Origin of the sequence: Parapedobacter sp. GCM10030251 (assembly GCF_042666505.1) — a bacterium.
In the GTDB taxonomy this organism is placed as follows: domain Bacteria; phylum Bacteroidota; class Bacteroidia; order Sphingobacteriales; family Sphingobacteriaceae; genus Parapedobacter.
In genome coordinates this window covers 849,023-864,789 of record NZ_JBHTDN010000002.1, presented here as the reverse complement: position 1 = coordinate 864,789, position 15,767 = coordinate 849,023, and the positions used below count along the sequence as shown (strand labels likewise).

16 protein-coding genes are annotated in these 15,767 nt (G+C 50.7%); 10 read left to right on the top strand and 6 right to left on the bottom strand.

The annotated features are described in order from the left end of the window. Window positions 1-44: 44 nt before the first annotated feature. The gene (locus ACFQRK_RS09325) at window positions 45-296 is read left to right on the top strand and encodes a DUF2281 domain-containing protein (RefSeq protein WP_379005859.1); all 252 of its coding nucleotides are present in this window, start codon (window positions 45-47) and stop codon (window positions 294-296) included. A gap of 79 nt (window positions 297-375) precedes the next feature. Then, window positions 376-684, top strand: a complete 309-nt coding sequence (locus tag ACFQRK_RS09320) for a type II toxin-antitoxin system VapC family toxin (RefSeq protein WP_379005893.1) — start codon at window positions 376-378, stop codon at window positions 682-684. A gap of 10 nt (window positions 685-694) precedes the next feature. Here ACFQRK_RS09320 and ACFQRK_RS09315 read toward each other — a convergent pair whose 3' ends face one another. Together ACFQRK_RS09315 and ACFQRK_RS09310 are read right to left on the bottom strand one after the other, a co-directional pair. After that, window positions 695-1,300, bottom strand: a complete 606-nt coding sequence (locus tag ACFQRK_RS09315; protein ID WP_379005857.1) for a Crp/Fnr family transcriptional regulator — start codon at window positions 1,298-1,300, stop codon at window positions 695-697. A 50-nt stretch (window positions 1,301-1,350) separates the two neighbouring features. Beyond that, window positions 1,351-1,758 (bottom strand): hypothetical protein, encoded by a 408-nt coding sequence (locus ACFQRK_RS09310; protein ID WP_379005855.1) that lies wholly within the window; start codon window positions 1,756-1,758, stop codon window positions 1,351-1,353. A 245-nt stretch (window positions 1,759-2,003) separates the two neighbouring features. Between ACFQRK_RS09310 and ACFQRK_RS09305 the strand changes: the two genes are divergently transcribed. Further along, on the top strand, window positions 2,004-2,927 hold the full coding sequence (locus tag ACFQRK_RS09305) for a LytTR family transcriptional regulator DNA-binding domain-containing protein (protein ID WP_379005853.1): 924 nt from the start codon (window positions 2,004-2,006) through the stop codon (window positions 2,925-2,927). A 320-nt stretch (window positions 2,928-3,247) separates the two neighbouring features. Here the strand turns inward: ACFQRK_RS09305 and ACFQRK_RS09300 are convergent, their stop codons facing one another. Both ACFQRK_RS09300 and ACFQRK_RS09295 read right to left on the bottom strand, forming a co-directional pair. After that, a complete protein-coding gene (locus ACFQRK_RS09300) occupies window positions 3,248-3,904 on the bottom strand; it encodes a hypothetical protein (protein WP_379005852.1) in 657 nt (218 codons plus the stop codon). Window positions 3,905-3,914: 10 nt separating this feature from the next. Beyond that, window positions 3,915-4,532: a papain-like cysteine protease family protein gene (locus tag ACFQRK_RS09295; protein ID WP_379005850.1), complete on the bottom strand. Its 618-nt coding sequence runs from the start codon at window positions 4,530-4,532 to the stop codon at window positions 3,915-3,917. A gap of 282 nt (window positions 4,533-4,814) precedes the next feature. Between ACFQRK_RS09295 and ACFQRK_RS09290 the strand changes: the two genes are divergently transcribed. The 7 genes from ACFQRK_RS09290 to ACFQRK_RS09260 all read left to right on the top strand — a co-directional run bounded on the left by ACFQRK_RS09290 (window position 4,815) and on the right by ACFQRK_RS09260 (window position 14,627). Continuing rightward, window positions 4,815-8,066: a SusC/RagA family TonB-linked outer membrane protein gene (locus tag ACFQRK_RS09290; RefSeq protein ID WP_379005849.1), complete on the top strand. Its 3,252-nt coding sequence runs from the start codon at window positions 4,815-4,817 to the stop codon at window positions 8,064-8,066. 11 nt (window positions 8,067-8,077) lie between these two features. After that, window positions 8,078-9,598, top strand: coding sequence for a RagB/SusD family nutrient uptake outer membrane protein (locus tag ACFQRK_RS09285; RefSeq protein WP_379005847.1), 1,521 nt, complete (start codon window positions 8,078-8,080; stop codon window positions 9,596-9,598). A gap of 32 nt (window positions 9,599-9,630) precedes the next feature. After that, complete coding sequence (locus ACFQRK_RS09280; protein ID WP_379005845.1) at window positions 9,631-10,875, top strand: YdcF family protein; 1,245 nt, start codon at window positions 9,631-9,633, stop codon at window positions 10,873-10,875. Between the two features lie 201 nt (window positions 10,876-11,076). Next, window positions 11,077-11,448: a BlaI/MecI/CopY family transcriptional regulator gene (locus tag ACFQRK_RS09275; protein WP_379005844.1), complete on the top strand. Its 372-nt coding sequence runs from the start codon at window positions 11,077-11,079 to the stop codon at window positions 11,446-11,448. Window positions 11,449-11,450: 2 nt separating this feature from the next. Then, window positions 11,451-13,106: a M56 family metallopeptidase gene (locus ACFQRK_RS09270; RefSeq protein WP_379005842.1), complete on the top strand. Its 1,656-nt coding sequence runs from the start codon at window positions 11,451-11,453 to the stop codon at window positions 13,104-13,106. Window positions 13,107-13,335: 229 nt separating this feature from the next. Next, a complete protein-coding gene (locus tag ACFQRK_RS09265; RefSeq protein WP_379005840.1) occupies window positions 13,336-14,334 on the top strand; it encodes an AAA family ATPase in 999 nt (332 codons plus the stop codon). A 140-nt stretch (window positions 14,335-14,474) separates the two neighbouring features. After that, window positions 14,475-14,627, top strand: a complete 153-nt coding sequence (locus ACFQRK_RS09260) for a hypothetical protein (protein ID WP_379005838.1) — start codon at window positions 14,475-14,477, stop codon at window positions 14,625-14,627. A gap of 63 nt (window positions 14,628-14,690) precedes the next feature. On the opposite strand, the gene ACFQRK_RS09255 is transcribed toward ACFQRK_RS09260, so the two are convergent. Together ACFQRK_RS09255 and ACFQRK_RS09250 are read right to left on the bottom strand one after the other, a co-directional pair. Further along, window positions 14,691-15,104 (bottom strand): YeeE/YedE family protein, encoded by a 414-nt coding sequence (locus tag ACFQRK_RS09255; protein WP_379005836.1) that lies wholly within the window; start codon window positions 15,102-15,104, stop codon window positions 14,691-14,693. 6 nt (window positions 15,105-15,110) lie between these two features. After that, entirely contained in the window at window positions 15,111-15,668 is a 558-nt protein-coding gene (locus ACFQRK_RS09250) for a YeeE/YedE family protein (protein WP_379005835.1), read from the bottom strand. Window positions 15,669-15,767 lie beyond the last annotated feature (99 nt).

Sequence of the window (15,767 nt, the reverse complement as noted above, 5' to 3'; positions counted from 1 at the left end):
GGTCAAACGGAGAGGGTACACCTGCTTCTGGAGAAGCAAGTTTTATGGATATTTTTACTATCTTTGATTGTTTGTCAGTCAAGACTATGGGACAGGTTCAACTTGTTGAGAAAATAAAAAAAATACCACCAGCGTATCAGCAGGAGGTAGAAGATTTTATTGATTTCATATTAAGTAAAAGACAATCAGCTGTTGCTAAGAAAGTTTCTCCTAGGAAAGTGGGGCTTCTGAAAGGAAAGCTTAAAATGGCTGAGGACTTTGATGATCCATTGGAAGACTTCAAAGATTATATGTAAGTATGGGCCAGTATTTATTGGACACGCATGCACTACTTTGGCTCCACGATGACAGCCCGCGACTTTCCGAACGAGCAAAATCGATTATTATGACAATACAAATGACATCCATGTTAGTATAGCTTCGTCTTGGGAAATCACCATAAAGAAATCGTTAGGCAAACTAATATTGGGATACACGCTTGTCGAACTCTATCATGTATGTGTTATGAATAACATCATCATCTTGCCAATTCAATTGTCGAATTTATCCCAACTCGAAAACCTTAAACTTATTCACAGAGATCCATTCGATCGGTTGATTACTGCTACCGCAATAGACGGAGATATGGAAGTCATTTCTACCGATGCAAACATGGCCAAATATCCGTTGAAAGTGATTTGGTAGAAAATTCAAGCTAAATATCTCGATTTACCCGCGTAATCGTTACCCGCGAAATATTCAAATAATCTGCGTGCTCCTGTTGCGAAGTAACAAGTCGTAGCGGTTTCATGTACTCATCCCTCACAAACTCAACGTAGCGCTCCCGTTCGTCTTTAATGAGCATTAGCCGATTCTTGGCTCGATACTGTTTCAGTTTCTTCTGTTCCATGACATCCACCAAAGTGTCTGCCTCGCGGCAGGATTCTTTGTAGGTCCGGAGTGCATCCGCCGGAATGCGGATCACCGTGCTGCGCCGTAAAGCCGCGACGAAGTAATCCACGGGTTTGTCGGTATATAGATTCCGGGTGGTAAGTACGTTGTCATCCGGCAGCAGCAAGCGGTCGATGCGACGGTGGCCGTCTAAGTCCCACCACATCGTGGCAAGCAGGCCATCGCACACAAAATACACGTAGTCCCGGTGTCGGCTGTCATCATCCGGCTCAAACAGCCGCGCACCCCGCTTTATTTCGATCACCCGGGCATAGGTGTGCAGCCATTCGCGGTGTGAGGGGTCTACCGGACAGTAACGGGTCCAATAGTTAAGCAACGCCGATGGGAGTAAATCTAATCGTTGGTTCATGATAGCTGGAAAATAAGGCCTGAAGCTAGCTAGCTCCAGGCGCTTGAACATTAATCCTCACCAGGAGGGATAGCAAAAATAATCCGCAGAGACTCCGTAATCGCATAGCCGGTGTGCGGCGCGTAAGTAGCCGTGCTGGACTCATCGGTAATCAACAGCTTGCCCGGATGGTCGATGGGCGGCAACTTTTTATCGGCCGCATACGGCGTTACCAGCTGTATGGGCAGCCTGAGCGACAGAAAGTGCGAAATTTTCTCGGATAAGAAAATGAAGTAGCCTTCCGGGACATTTTCAAGATAAGCGAGTTGGTGCATCTTCAGGTCGAAGTGCTTTTCGAGCCAGGCTACCAGGTTTTTTTGCGCTTGCCGACTTTCCTGCTGTAACTGGTTTTCGGGAAGGTCGTATAAAGACGCTAGCACTTGCTGTGCTCCTAATGAATTTAACAAGGGTTTTTCCATGATTTTTGAATTTTAAGTTATTGATTATTAAATAATTGTAGTGATTTTTCTGATCACGTAGGTAAAACTATAAAATACCTTTGTTCCAAGCGAATCAGTTTTTGCCAAACGGAAAAATCAATCAGTGAAACGGAAATGAATCCGACACATCCAGCCGGGTGGTTTAGCGGTGTTGGTGAATATTCACTATATTCGTGGTGTCACACTCGAACCCATGCCTGTTCGTATAACCAAAATATAAACACATGAGAAGACACATTTACCATCGGATTGACAGGTTTTACAAAACAATAACGCGTCAAGGAGACATTAAATACCTGGGGTTGCCCAGTCGTTTAGGGTTGGCATTGCCCATAGCCGTGCTAATGGTGCTGGTAGGCAAGCGCTGGGAATGGATTTTGGCGCTGTTCAGGGATCATTTGGCGCAGCTGTTGGTCTCTTTTTCGGGTAGCTATCTCATTGTTGTCATCGTGTCGGGATACGCACATTGGGCCAACCGATGGCTCGATGCGCATTCCAGTTGGCATGTCGATTTCAAGAACCGCCTGCTCGGCCAGTTAGCCATGCCACTGGCGGGTGGCTGGGTGTTGAGCATATTGCTCGCTTTGGCACTATTAGCGTGCTTTGGGGTCGACATCCATAAGTCGGGCTATCTACGGTTCGAGGTGTGGATTGTGCTATCACTGCTTGCGGTAATGAATGCCGGATATGCGGTATGGTATCTGCATAAACATCAGCCCGAGACGAGGCGGGAACCCGTGTTTATCGAGGTGACGGAAGGCCACAAAGAACGACTGAAACTGCGGGTTTCCGAATTGGATATCGGTTGTATACAGGCGGCCAATGGCCATCGACTGATACGAACCATCAATGGGGAAACCTACTTCACCAATAAAAGCATCACGGAATTGGAAAAAATGCTAGATCCCAGGCGCTTCTACAAGTTGAAGCGCAAATACTTAATCAACATTGCCGTGGTCGGAAAACTGCGCAAGGACAAATCGACTAAGCAGGATGAGGCTACCGGAAAGAAAATAGCCGTTTATCGTTGGATAATAGGCTTTGGGAATGAGAATATGGGTTTTTTCGAAGAAACACTGGTGAAGGGGACCGTGAAGCATTTCGAAACCTGGTGGAATGCGAATTCGACGAAAAAGATTCGGAAATAATTCCTGTTATTCAGTGCATAGTGCCTTTCTTCGACGTTTCTCCTGCCTTTCTTCTGGGTTTCTCCTGCCATTCTCCTGCCGTAACCCAAGCGGTAGCTATGCGGTATCCATCCGGTGACTATCAATTTAATGGATACGGGTTAAATGAACCTTAATCCCCGCATAGTAGATGTCAGGAGAAAGGCAGGAGAAAGTAGGGAGTTAAACAGTTTTAGCCCGTTACAGACACAACTTAGGAGACGCCAGCGAAGCGCCGCGGGTCCCAGTCGTGGAGTAACGGGCTAAAACATGGCCGCTGCAGGCGGCCTTTTCTTAATCTATCAACGCTCGAGGTTACCTTTCGTGAAGTCATCGCCAAATTTCCGTTCCAATTGTACGCGGTAGCCCTCCAGTATTCGAAGCAATTCCGGCCAAGCATAACGCCTGTCTGCGCTGAGCTTCGCATCTGCGTAATCGGCAATGGGGGCATAGCTGATGCGCCCGTTTTCGGTTAGCTCAACAAAGCTCAATTCCAATCCGGGTACCTCCACCAAACGGGTCACTCCCGTGTGTCGGCTGGTTGCCTGTACGAATTTCTTCATGCCAATGGTGCTTTGTATCCAGACATCTCCGGCGCGTTCCACACTGATGCCTATTTTCGTGGCATCCCCGTTGCCCAAGCCATACCAGTACCCATCATCGGTTTGGATGCGTGCCGTGTCGCCCAGCCGCTCGAGCTGTAGGTACGAGATCGGCACCGCCAGCTTGGTGGTCAGCTGCTGGATCTCCTCATCCGAAGCCAGTCCGAATACCTTGCGCTGGTTTTCATTGAGCAGCAGGTGCAGTCGCTCCTGCGTTTGTTTGAGTGCCTCTTCGGGGCTCTTGTACGCATTTGGCTGGTGTTCCATATCGTCATCCGGTATCCGGCCGTCGTTGCACTGGCAACCGTTGAGGGCCAGCGTGCACCCCAATATAAGGGTTATTAATAGTGTCTTCATGGCTGATTGCTTAATCGTTGTTATCAATGAATTGGTAGAGCGTTCTGCGGTGTACGCGGCCCGGCCCGGACGTGTTGGCGTAGGTTTCGTATGAGATCAGATCGTCGCTGCCTTCGCACGGCGACCAAGGGTCGGACAAGGACACCCAGCGCTGGCCGCCGACGTCTACATAGCCATAGATTACCCGTACATGGCCTACGCCACCGCCGGATGCCCCGTCACCGAATACCAAGGGCTTTTTGCGGCAGTAGATTTCTTTGCGGAGCGCATCCCATGTCAGCGGATCATTGGCCTGTGTCACGGTATAGCCAAGGGACTCAATGGCACCGCGGGTATTACCGGGTGTATTGCAGTTATCGGTCTTCGGACACGGGGCGTCGCCCTCGGGAGTGCAGCAGTCCGTCCGGCCTAGTTGTGCATTGGCCAGCGCACATTGCGTGATGCTGTGTCCAAAATAGGCGTGGATCATCTGCGAGCAGGCAATCCAGCACCAGTTACTGGTTTCTTGCGGCCGTATCGGTACCGATACCGAGCCGAGATTCTGGCAGTCGCCAGGGCACTTGCAACACCCGGCCACGGTAAGCAGAGTGATTGCTGCCAAAACGATAAATTGATTAGTGCGTTTCATAATGGTTAAACTTTAGTGATTGTCTTACCTATTGAAGCAAAGGTAGTTAGGGTTGCGTGGGACGGCAATACCCATTATGGTGTATTTGGGGCTTGCTTTTACTCCACCCTTTCCCAAGCGATTAGAAACCCCAAAAGAAACCTAGGGGCGTGAGAGGAGCGAGCGTTCCAGTTTCGTTGGGGTTTCTAACCGCGACAATACTTCACTATTTCTTAATTTTCGATAAGGGTTGCCGTAACATAGGCCGGATAGTTTAGCACCGAATTTAATCGTTGCAAAAACATGGTTCTTAACTACGTTAAACTAGCCTGGCTTTTATTTGTCGGTCCATTCGCGGTGTCACTGGCAACCAGCGGCGCGTCGTACGCGAGCATCACCGGCCTGGATGTGCAGAATCACCAGACAACCCTATCGGGCACGGTAACCAATGAGGCGGGTGCGCCCATTGCCGGTGCCACGGTCACCAACACGACCAACCAATCCGCTACACAAACCCATGGCGACGGAACGTTTACGGTTGCCGGCAAGGTAGGCGATCAGCTGCGTATCCGCTACCTCGGATACGAGGAAGTGACGCTGGACGTTGCCTCGACAACTCGCAATCGGGTTATCTTGAAAGCAGCGGAGAACCTTATGGAAGAGGTGCTGGTATCCATCGGTTACCAGCAGGTGCGTAAATCAGACGTTACCGGGGCAATCGCCAATGTGAAAGCCGGCGAGCTCAACCTTACGTCGCCCAAGCTCTCCCAGGCCCTGGTCGGTAAGCTGGCCGGTGTGCAGGTTTCGCAGACCAGTGGCGCACCGTACGACGGTACGAAGATCCGCGTACGAGGTATGGGATCCATCAATGCCAGTTCCGAACCGCTCTACGTGATCGACGGATACCCGGCAGGCAACAACCTGAACATCAACCCGAATGATATCGAATCCATCGACGTATTGAAAGATGCGGCTTCCGCGGCCATCTATGGATCGCGGGCTGCGGGTGGGGTCGTGCTGATTACCACAAAGCGGGGCACTAAAGGACGGAACACCGTCGATTATGAGGTGCTGGCCGGTTTTGGCCAATTGTCAAAAAAAGTAGACCTGCTGAATGCGGAGGAGTTCATTGATCTGATCATTGACGGTAGGAACAACAGTTACAAAGATCTGGTCGTGAACCGGGGGCTAACGTGGACAGACGATATGCTGAAGGACGACAATGCCACCCGTATCGCCCGTGTGGGTAACGCCGGGTCGGTCAGTATCCCGGAAGATTATTACGACTTAAGCACGGGCCTTGCCAAACAATCTCGCTACGATACCGACTGGCAGGACGCCTTGTATCGCAGTGCACCGTTCCAGCGGCATAATTTATCCATCTACGGCGGCAACGACAAAACCCGGTACTTCCTGAGCGGATCGTATCAGAACCAGGACGGGGTGATGCTGGGCACCGATCAGGAGGTATACAATTTCCGGGTCAATGTCGATTCGAAAGTCAGCGAGCGGCTCACGGTAGGGGCCAACGTCGCGTTTACCTACAATGACAACAACGAGGTTTCAACCGGTCGTTACAACCAAAGCCCGTCCATGGCCGCGCTGCTGTATTTGCCCACCCTGCCCGTGTATAACGAAGACGGCAGCTATGCGCAGTACCTCATGGCCGATCTTTCGGCGAACAACTACGGGATACAAAACCCGGAAAACCCGCTGGCGTATGTGACTATGATCAAAGATAACCGGCGGGGGAAGCGCGGCCTTTACAATGCGTTTGCCGATTTCAGCATCGTTGATGGCCTGAACCTCAAGGTAAACGGCGGTATTTCCACATACGATGAAAAGTACGATTATTACCTGCCCACGAGCCTTTCAAACGGCAACAATCCGCCGTTTTCGGATAATGCGAAGACAGCGGCATATGCCGATGCCAATACACGGGGTGAAATCGATAAGCTGATCGAAACGACCTTGAATTATAACAAGACCTTCAACGACGTCCATCAACTCAATGTCTTGCTGGGGTATTCGGCCCAGCAGACGAACATCGACTACGTAGCGGTCCGTGCCAACGGATTTCAGAGCGATGCGATTGGGGAGATCACCGACAAAGGTGCCGATCCGTCCAATTTCCAGCTGCGCGACGCTTATAAACGGAACACCACCCTGCAATCGTACTTCAGCCGGGTGATGTATACCTACGATTCGCGGTATTTCCTGTCGGCTTCGTTCCGTACCGACGGATCCTCGCGTTTTGGTCCGGAAAGCAAATGGGGCACATTTCCCTCCGTTTCTGCCGGATGGACGTTATCCAATGAAGGTTTTTATGACAACTGGCTGGGCGAACGGTCGACGGTGAAGCTGCGCGCCAGCTGGGGACTCAGCGGCAATAACAACATCGGCGATTACCGGGCCATTACGGTGTACAACGCACCGGGTGGCGTGATCATCGGCGACAAGGTGGCCACGGCATATTGGCCGGGCGACCTGTACGATCCCAAACTGGGTTGGGAGTCGACGTCCCAGTACAATGCGGGTCTGGACCTGGGCCTGCTTCGCGGAAGGCTCAACATCTTTACGAACCTGTACCTGAGCCGCTCGTTTAATCTGTTGTTTAACCAGCCCATCACCGCCGTATCCGGAGCCACCACGATCCTGACGAACCTGCCGGACAGCAAGGTCGAGAACAAAGGATTCGACGTGCAGGTCGATGCCACGATCGTACGGAAGCAGGATTTCGATTTGGGTTTCAGCGGCAACATCATGGTGAACCGCAACAAGGTGCTGGATCTCGGCGGTGCATCGACGATCATCACCAACGGGGCCGAACGATCGTACCTGACGCACATCACGCAGGAGGGAAGCCCGATCGGGATGTTCTACGGCTTTAAGGTGCTGGGAATCGCCACCGAAGAGAATTATCAGGATGTGGCCCCCTCGGCAGCATCGACCAATCCGATCCAGCCGGGCGATCTGTATTTTGAAGATGTGGACGGCAATGGGGTGGTAAACGACGATGACAAACGTGTTATCGGCAACCCGCACCCGAAGTTTACCTACGGATTTGCGTTGAACGGCCGGTACAAGAGTTTCGATCTTCGGGCTTCGTTCAATGGATCGCAGGGCAACCAGATGCTGGATGGCTACGACTACTACCTCTACAACATGGAAGGTTCCGGCAACCAATATGCCGATGTAGCCCAGCGGTGGCGGTCGCCGGCCGAGCCGGGCAACGGCCGGGTTTACCGCGCGTCACGGGGCGGCACCCAGAGTAACAGCACGCGACTGTCTACATTTTACCTGCAGGACGCTTCCTACTTCCGGATGACCAACATCCTGCTCGGGTATACCCTGCCACAGGCAGTGTCTCAGAAAATACGGTTGAGCGGGTTGCGCATTTATGCCAGCGTAGATAACCCCTTCACCATCTCCAAGTACAAAGGGTACAACCCGGAGTCGGATTACGACCAGCGCGGTAACCTGACGCCGGGAGTCGATTACGGGTTGTACCCGCTGGTGCGCTCGTATAATTTAGGTTTGAAAGTGACCTTCTAATCGTGATAGCCATGAAGAAAAGATATTTATTGCCCTTTGTCCTTTTTGCACTCGCAGCCTGCGAGCAGGATTTTTTGAATCAGCAAGACCCGAATGCCGTGTCTGTGGATTCGTATTTTAAGACCGAAAACGACGTGTTGCTCGCCGTCAATGGTATTTACCAGGTGCTGCGTTCAGGTAGCACCGTAGGAGAGGGCAGTGCCCTGTACAACGAGGAGCGCTCTGACAATGCCGGAAGGAACGACAACCAATCGAATGCCGGTGAACCCTTCCAGTTCAATGATTTTTCACTGCTTGCAGGCAACACCTACCTGCGTACACACTGGTCATCAATGTACGATGGCATCGCGCGGTGCAATACGTTGCTCTCACGCATAGATCAGGTAACGTTCAGCGACGAAGCACTGAAACAGCGTTATATCGCCGAAGCGAAGTTTGTGCGGGCATTGCTGTACTTCCACATGGTCAGGAAGTTCGGCGATATCCCCCTGTCCGTACAGGAAATCAAGACCAAAGAGGAAGCTGCTGCCATCGCTTACCGGCAGCCGGAGGCTACGGTATACCAGCAGATCGTGGCCGACCTCACCGACGCATTGGCCAGCAACCTACCCAATACGCAGTGGGAGTATGCCGTAGGCCGCACGTCGAAAGCGGCGATCAATGCATTGTTGGGACAGGTGTACCTCACCATGGGGGCTACACTGGCCGACAATAAGACGGAACACTTCCAACAGGCCGAGCAATACCTAACAGCCGCGTATAACATGCGTACGTTTGACAAGCTTTCGGAAATCCCCTATGCCCAGGTGTTCGACGTCGCCGCCAAAAATACCTGCAAGGAATTGATCTTTCAGGTGCAGTACCTGCAGGGCGACCCAAGCTACAGCTCCAGCATCGCCCGCAACAACCAGGCGCGCGGAGAGACGATCAACTCGCAGTTCAACTCGACGGGCAGCGGCACCAACCTCAAGCTGGACCTGGTCAAGGATTACGAAGCGGGCGATCTCCGCAAGGAATTTTCCGTGAAGTTTGCCGCACATCCACAGGTGAATGATTGGTTCATCACCAAGTTCAGGGACAATAGCGACGCCGCCGGCACAGCCGGATGGGGCGGCAACGACTGGATACTCATCCGCTATGCGGACGTGATGCTGCTGCTGGCCGAAACCAAGATGCATTTGAACAAAGACGCCGAGGCGATCGCGTTGCTTGACGAGGTCCGCGAACGGGCAGGGTTGCCAGCTTATGCCGAAGCACGCGCAAACGCGACCTATAACGCGAAGTATCCGACATTGAAGGATGCCATCCTGCATGAGCGCCGGGTGGAACTGGCGTTTGAAAACCACCGCTGGTTTGACCTGATCCGCAATTATAACGCGGAAGAATTGGTTGCGTACTTCGTCCAAAAAGAGCAGGCCGATTACGGCAATGCGCAGCTTTCCAACATTTCGACGAAAGACCGGTACTACCCCATCCCGTTTGACGAATACAAGCTGAACCCGGAGAAAATGTACCAGAATCCCGGGTATTAAAATCCCGGCTATTTATATAACTCTTGAATCAGATGATGAGATATGGTATAAGCGTTGCGTTTCTGGCGCTGGCGATGAGCTTCGGCCTCCTAGCCTCAGGGCAGTATCATGCGGATTACCAATCGCCACAGGACTGGGTCATTGTAAAAAACTATTTGGCTACGTCGCTTTTATATCAGGATAGTACCCTGAGCAAGCGGTTGTTGGGAACTCCGGAGTTGCGGCAGGTGCTTGCTGGGCGGCATGAACGGTACGTGCGCAGCCGTGATTGCACCGATGTTGCTTGTTTTCTCGAAGCTTTCAAATGGCAGGAGGCAGAGATCGATGCGTTGGTGGGATTGTTGGTCAGGGAGGCGGAAAAGGACGAGGCATTGAAGGCGAAACTAAATGAGCGGTTGCTTCCTTCCATGGCTTATGGCGTTCCGGCACAGACAACCGCCAGCCAGTATTTCGGAAAGGCGTTGCGGCAGGATCTAAACGCGATGAACTACGTGATCGATGTCTACGCCGGAGCGAAGAAACCCAATTATCCACGCATTGATTCCATTTCTTTTGACGTTACCCAGCGTTCCTACTTGGCGTTGCTGTCGGACATCAGGCAGGATATATTGCGCGACAGCAAGCAATCTTACCACGCGTTTTATGAGACGCTCCTCACGGCTGTGCGATTGTTGGAAATCAACGAACGGTGGGATGCCGCGCAACTGGAACCGCTGATCGAACGGGAAAACAAACCGGCATTCGAGGCCATCCGTAACACAGACTTCGATCAGTATCCGTATGCGTTGCTGCTCACATTGGGGGCAGGCCCATCGGTTTACGATCAACCGATCAGCCCGGGAGGAATGCTCCGCACCCGCATGGCGGCACGTAGTTACTTCGATGGACTGGCCCCGTTTATCGTGGTTTCGGGAGGCCGGGTACATCCGTACAAAACTCCCTATATCGAGGCCCTTCAAATGAAAAAGTACCTGATGGAGGTGCTGAATGTTCCGGAAGAAGCCATTTTGATCGATCCGCATGCACGCCATACGACAACTAATCTGCGCAATACCGCCCGGATTATGCTTAGCTATGGATTCCCCGCGGACAAATTTGCCATCGTAACAAGTAGCAAACCGCACATAGACGCCGTTGAAAATATGGCGGAACGTTGCCTGAAGGAGTTGGGGTATGTGCCTTATAAGCTGGGTAAGCGGGTTAGCGATGTAGTTATCGAATTCAAGCCAAAACCGGAAGCGTTTACCATTGATCCGGATGAGCCGCTGGATCCGTAGTAACCACGCCAACGTTCCGTATGCGATACGTTTTTTGAATATTTTCGTTTCTTTGCCGATACGATGAAGATCCCATCGGATGATCCGCTAGACCCCTAAATCGTTACTACGTCATTTTTGTAACAAAAAAAATCCAAATAGTTTGGAGTTTACGAAAATGTTCGTACGTTTGTGTACGAAATAATTCGTAAATGTAAAAGCATGACGATAAAGCCGACAGATAGCGAAATGGAGATCCTACAGGTACTTTGGGAAAAAGGCCAAAGCAGTGTACGGGATGTCTATGAAGCCTTGGACAAGAAAAACGTGGGTTATACCACGATATTGAAACTCATGCAGATCATGCATGACAAAGGCATGGTCGTGCGCGACACGTCGTCCAAAACCCATCAATACAAGGCGGCGCTCGAAAAAGAGCACACGCAAGGGCAGTTTCTGGATAAGATGATCGATGCGGTTTATAACGGATCTACCGCGCGGCTGGTAATGCAAGCGCTGGGAAACGATCGGACCAGCCGGCAGGAACTGGAAGAGATCAAGGAATTTTTAAAGAACCTGGAAGAAAATAAGTAGTCATGGAAATCAACGTGTATAACCTGATACAAGCCCTTGGATGGAGCATGTTCCATTCGTTGGGCCTGGGTGCCTGCTGCTACGTAGCCTTGTGTTTACTGCGGTTGGTTCACCCCCGGCAGTCCGCTGCGGCGAAACACAATACGGCATTCGGTATGCAGATCGTTGTGTTTGCGGGCTTTGTGGCCAGCTTTGTATATTACTACGGCAAATCCAGCGTGGTCGAAATCCCGCAGGGACTGGGGGCAACCGAGATGATCCAGCAGGTGATTTCGGACCGTGGAAAGCCATTCAGTCTGGAAAGCCTCTTTCCGTATCTGGCGGGAGGTTATCTCATTGGCCTGGTGGTACAGATACTGCTGCTGACCAGTAGCTACGTACGGTTGATGACGTTGAAATACAATGGGCTGGATCCCATTCCTTTACCCTGGGTAGATCTGTTCGAAAAGTCCAGGCGGAAGCTGGGCATTCAAAAAAAGGTTTCCATTTACCTGTCACGCCACATCGCCGTGCCGCTGACCATCGGGTTCGTGAGGCCATTCGTGCTCTTTCCGCTCGCGTATGCTAACCGGTTGAGCAGTGACCAGGTGGAGGCCATCCTGCTGCACGAATTGGTACACATAAAACGGCACGATTTCCTGTTTAACCTATTCAAGGTAGCTATCGAAACCATCCTGTTTTTCAATCCATTTATCTGGGCCCTCTCCAAGGTAATAGCTCGCGAGCGCGAGCATGCTTGTGACGATCAGGTATTGCAGCAGCTCGGTACACCGATGCATTATGCCCGTGCCCTCGTCGAACTGGAGGAACTGCGGATGGAAAAGGCTCCAGCCCTGAGCATGGCCGCAACGGGAGCGAAAAATCAATTACTTCAACGAATTAAACGAATGATTAACATGGAATCGAATCAAAGAAACATCAAACAACAGCTGATTGCCGTTGTTGCGAGCTCGCTGGCGCTGTTTACCATCGCGATGCTCATCCCCGCTCAACCGACACATGCGGAGGAAATAGCCGTGGCACCCGTGGATACCATCAAAGTGGCGCCCGCTAAGCCCATACCAGCGGTTGACGCCATACGCCCGATTAAACCGGTATCCCCGGTTCCCGCCGTACCACCTATTGATACCATTGTGCCGCAAGCCCCGGCAGTACCCGATACAGCGAAGCTGCCCAAAAAGGTGCGTGCTCAGATGAAAGAGATGGAGAAAAACGCCAGGGAATTACAGAAACACCTGGATTCGCCGGAATGGAAACGGCACATGGCCGAAGTCGAAAATCAGTCGGCTAAGCTCAATGCGTATTTTAATTCGGACGAGTGGAAATCCAAAATGGCTAACGTCACCGCCTATTTTGAATCACCGGAATGGAAACAGCAGGTTGCTGAAATGGAAAAGAGTGCAGAGGGTATCGAAAAATACTTTGAATCGCCTGAATGGAAAAAGCAAATTTCCGAAGTGGAAAAGAGTGCGCAAAGCGTCGAAAAGTACTTTGAATCGCCTGAATGGAAAAAACAGATTGCCGAAGTGGAAAAGAGTGCACAAAGCATCGGAAAGTACTTTGAATCGCCGGAATGGAAAGCAAAGTTGAAAAAAATCGAAGACGGCAGTAAGGAGATTGAAAAGTACTTTGATAGCGACGAGTGGAAACGTAAATAGTATAGATCGATATAGTGTTGTTTGAAAACAACATTATGGAGTCGCTATTTATCTTTCAACAGGGCCTTTTAGCTTCGGTGAGCAACGGATTCAGACGTTTTCTGCACCGTAAAATTAATTGGAAATTGCGGATGATTGGTATCAAGGGGCCCCGTGGCGCTGGAAAAACCACCCTGATGCTACAACATCTTAAATATGAGCTAGGTGACTCGTTCAGTAAAGCGCATATGTGACTGCCGATCACACTTATTTTTACAACCACAGCCTGCTCGATACGGCTACCGCTTGGTATCAACAAGGAGGGCGCATCTTATTGATCGATGAAGTACATAAATATGCTCGGTGGTCCCGCGAGTTGAAAAATATCTATGACGGCCTGCCCGAAATGCAGGTCATCTTTTCGGCTTCGTCGGCACTCGATATCTTCCGCGGCGAAGCGGATCTAAGCAGGCGCGTTATCCAATATAACTTGCCGGGATTGTCTTTGCGCGAATACATCAAGTTTTCCGGCGGACCGCTATTTGAGCCTTTGACGATAGACGATATTCGGGAAAATCATGTCCACTTGACTTTTCAGATGCTTAACCAGTGGCAACCGCTGCCTGTTTTCGAAAAATATCTTAAATACGGGTATCTACCTATCATTGCAGATGGTGAATCGGACTATCTTCAGCGACTGGAGCAGGTAATTAATGCCATTGTCGATACTGATCTGGCTTACATCGCTTCATATAATGCTGGAACGGCTCAAAAAGTAAAGCGATTGCTAAGTGTTATTGCTGAATCAGCCCCTTTCAAACCCAACATCTCGGCGTTGGCATCGAAACTGGATATTGTCCGCGATCGGATCTACGAGTATATCCATCAACTGAAGGATGCCAAGCTGTTAAATATATTGACAGTCGAAGGTAAAGGTGCGTCGCGCTTGCAAAAGCCGGAAAAATTGTACCTGGAGAACACCAACCTTGCCTTTGCAATGAATCCGCATCCAGACCGCGGTAATCTTCGGGAAACCTTTCTGTTGAATCAATTATTGAATAGCGGTGCCACCGTATGGGCGCCCAAATCCGGTGATTTCAAAGTGGGAGACGTAACGATAGAAGTGGGCGGGAGAGGCAAATCGGGGGAGCAGGTAGCCAATGCGGGCGATTATATGATCGCCGCTGATGACTTGGAGACTGGTTTTGGTAATAAAATTCCCCTCTGGCTTTTCGGTTTTCTATCCTAGGTCGGACAGTTTCCATTTCAGATACGGCCTAAGAGACCGTAGCGCGGCTTTTTCCTTTTTAATCACATTTTTGATATGCTTAATCACATTTACGAAAAAGAGTGGTTGAGTTGCGTTAATATTGCTGGAAATGATTACGGATGAAAACCAGATGGAAAGAACATGAAACGATAACGGTTGCCATCTTAAGGCCACTGGAACTTACGGCCGATGAAAAGACCACAGTGGTTGCTTTTCTTGGCGCAATAACTGCCACCCAGTACCATATGCAGCGTCCCGAATTGCCTAGGTAGGTCATACTGCGGAATGGGCCACCTATGCGATAAAAAATTCCGGTTCATTATTGTATAAACGCCTTAGTGCGGCAGGTTGTTCCGGATCAGTCCGTATAGCCAGGTGCCCAGCACGGCACCGAGGATAACCACCAGGATCGGCAAATAACCGGCACCGGCCAGCACAAACATCGGTCCCGGGCATGCGCCGGCCAGTGCCCAGCCCAGCCCGAAAATGATGCCCCCGATTAAATACCGGGCAATGCCTTTTTCTTTGGCTGCAATGACGATTGGATTTCCATAAGCGTCTTTCACCTTTCGCCGTTTGATAAATTGCACGATGAGGATGCCTACAACCAATGCCGACCCCATCAATCCGTACATGTGGATGGACTGGAAGTTGAACATTTCATAAATCCGGAACCAGGATGCAGCTTCGGATTTGTACATGACGATCCCGAAAAACGTTCCGATAAGTAGGTATACGATACTTTTCATAGCTAGCTAGAATAACAATGGAAAAACCAGGTGAATCATCAGCAGCCCGCCAATGAAAAAGCCGATGGTTGCGATGACCGATGGGAGCTGGAGGTTACTGATGCCGGATATCGAATGTCCTGAAGTGCATCCACCTGCATAACGCGCGCCAAATCCGACCAATAGTCCGCCGATCAACAGCAGGAGCAAGGTTTTAGGGGACGAAAAAGCGTCGCTACCGAACAATTCGGTTGGCACATAGGCTGTTCCCGCACTGGCAAACCCCGATTCGTGCAACTGGTCGATGGTCTGTGGATTGAGGTCGGGCACCTGATCGGCCGACAGGAATCGCGACGCCAGAAATCCGCCTATGATGGCGCCCGTGATGACGAGTAGGTTCCAGCGCTGCGCTTTCCAGTCGAAGCGGAAAAAGTCGCTGGTTTTGCCTGCGCCGCATAAGGTGCATATTGTCTTTAGGTTGGACGACAGGCCAAACGTTTTGCCCACATAGAGCAACGTGAACATCGTAAAGGCAATCAGTGGGCCGCTTACATACCAAGGCCAAGGGGCTAAAATCCATTCCATAATTACTGCTATTGTATATGACGTGATACAAATCTATGGTAAAAAATAATCATCCATTGCAAAATGGAAGATATTAACCAACGTAAGAGACGAATCGTA

Coding starts and splice junctions, on each gene's coding strand:
- ACFQRK_RS09325 (WP_379005859.1), top strand. CDS start 45: ATGGATATTTTTACTATCTTTGATTGTTTGTCAGTCAAGACTATGGGA.
- ACFQRK_RS09315 (WP_379005857.1), bottom strand. CDS start 1,300: ATGAACCAACGATTAGATTTACTCCCATCGGCGTTGCTTAACTATTGG.
- ACFQRK_RS09310 (WP_379005855.1), bottom strand. CDS start 1,758: ATGGAAAAACCCTTGTTAAATTCATTAGGAGCACAGCAAGTGCTAGCG.
- ACFQRK_RS09305 (WP_379005853.1), top strand. CDS start 2,004: ATGAGAAGACACATTTACCATCGGATTGACAGGTTTTACAAAACAATA.
- ACFQRK_RS09300 (WP_379005852.1), bottom strand. CDS start 3,904: ATGAAGACACTATTAATAACCCTTATATTGGGGTGCACGCTGGCCCTC.
- ACFQRK_RS09295 (WP_379005850.1), bottom strand. CDS start 4,532: ATGAAACGCACTAATCAATTTATCGTTTTGGCAGCAATCACTCTGCTT.
- ACFQRK_RS09290 (WP_379005849.1), top strand. CDS start 4,815: ATGGTTCTTAACTACGTTAAACTAGCCTGGCTTTTATTTGTCGGTCCA.
- ACFQRK_RS09285 (WP_379005847.1), top strand. CDS start 8,078: ATGAAGAAAAGATATTTATTGCCCTTTGTCCTTTTTGCACTCGCAGCC.
- ACFQRK_RS09280 (WP_379005845.1), top strand. CDS start 9,631: ATGATGAGATATGGTATAAGCGTTGCGTTTCTGGCGCTGGCGATGAGC.
- ACFQRK_RS09275 (WP_379005844.1), top strand. CDS start 11,077: ATGACGATAAAGCCGACAGATAGCGAAATGGAGATCCTACAGGTACTT.
- ACFQRK_RS09270 (WP_379005842.1), top strand. CDS start 11,451: ATGGAAATCAACGTGTATAACCTGATACAAGCCCTTGGATGGAGCATG.
- ACFQRK_RS09260 (WP_379005838.1), top strand. CDS start 14,475: ATGAAAACCAGATGGAAAGAACATGAAACGATAACGGTTGCCATCTTA.
- ACFQRK_RS09255 (WP_379005836.1), bottom strand. CDS start 15,104: ATGAAAAGTATCGTATACCTACTTATCGGAACGTTTTTCGGGATCGTC.
- ACFQRK_RS09250 (WP_379005835.1), bottom strand. CDS start 15,668: ATGGAATGGATTTTAGCCCCTTGGCCTTGGTATGTAAGCGGCCCACTG.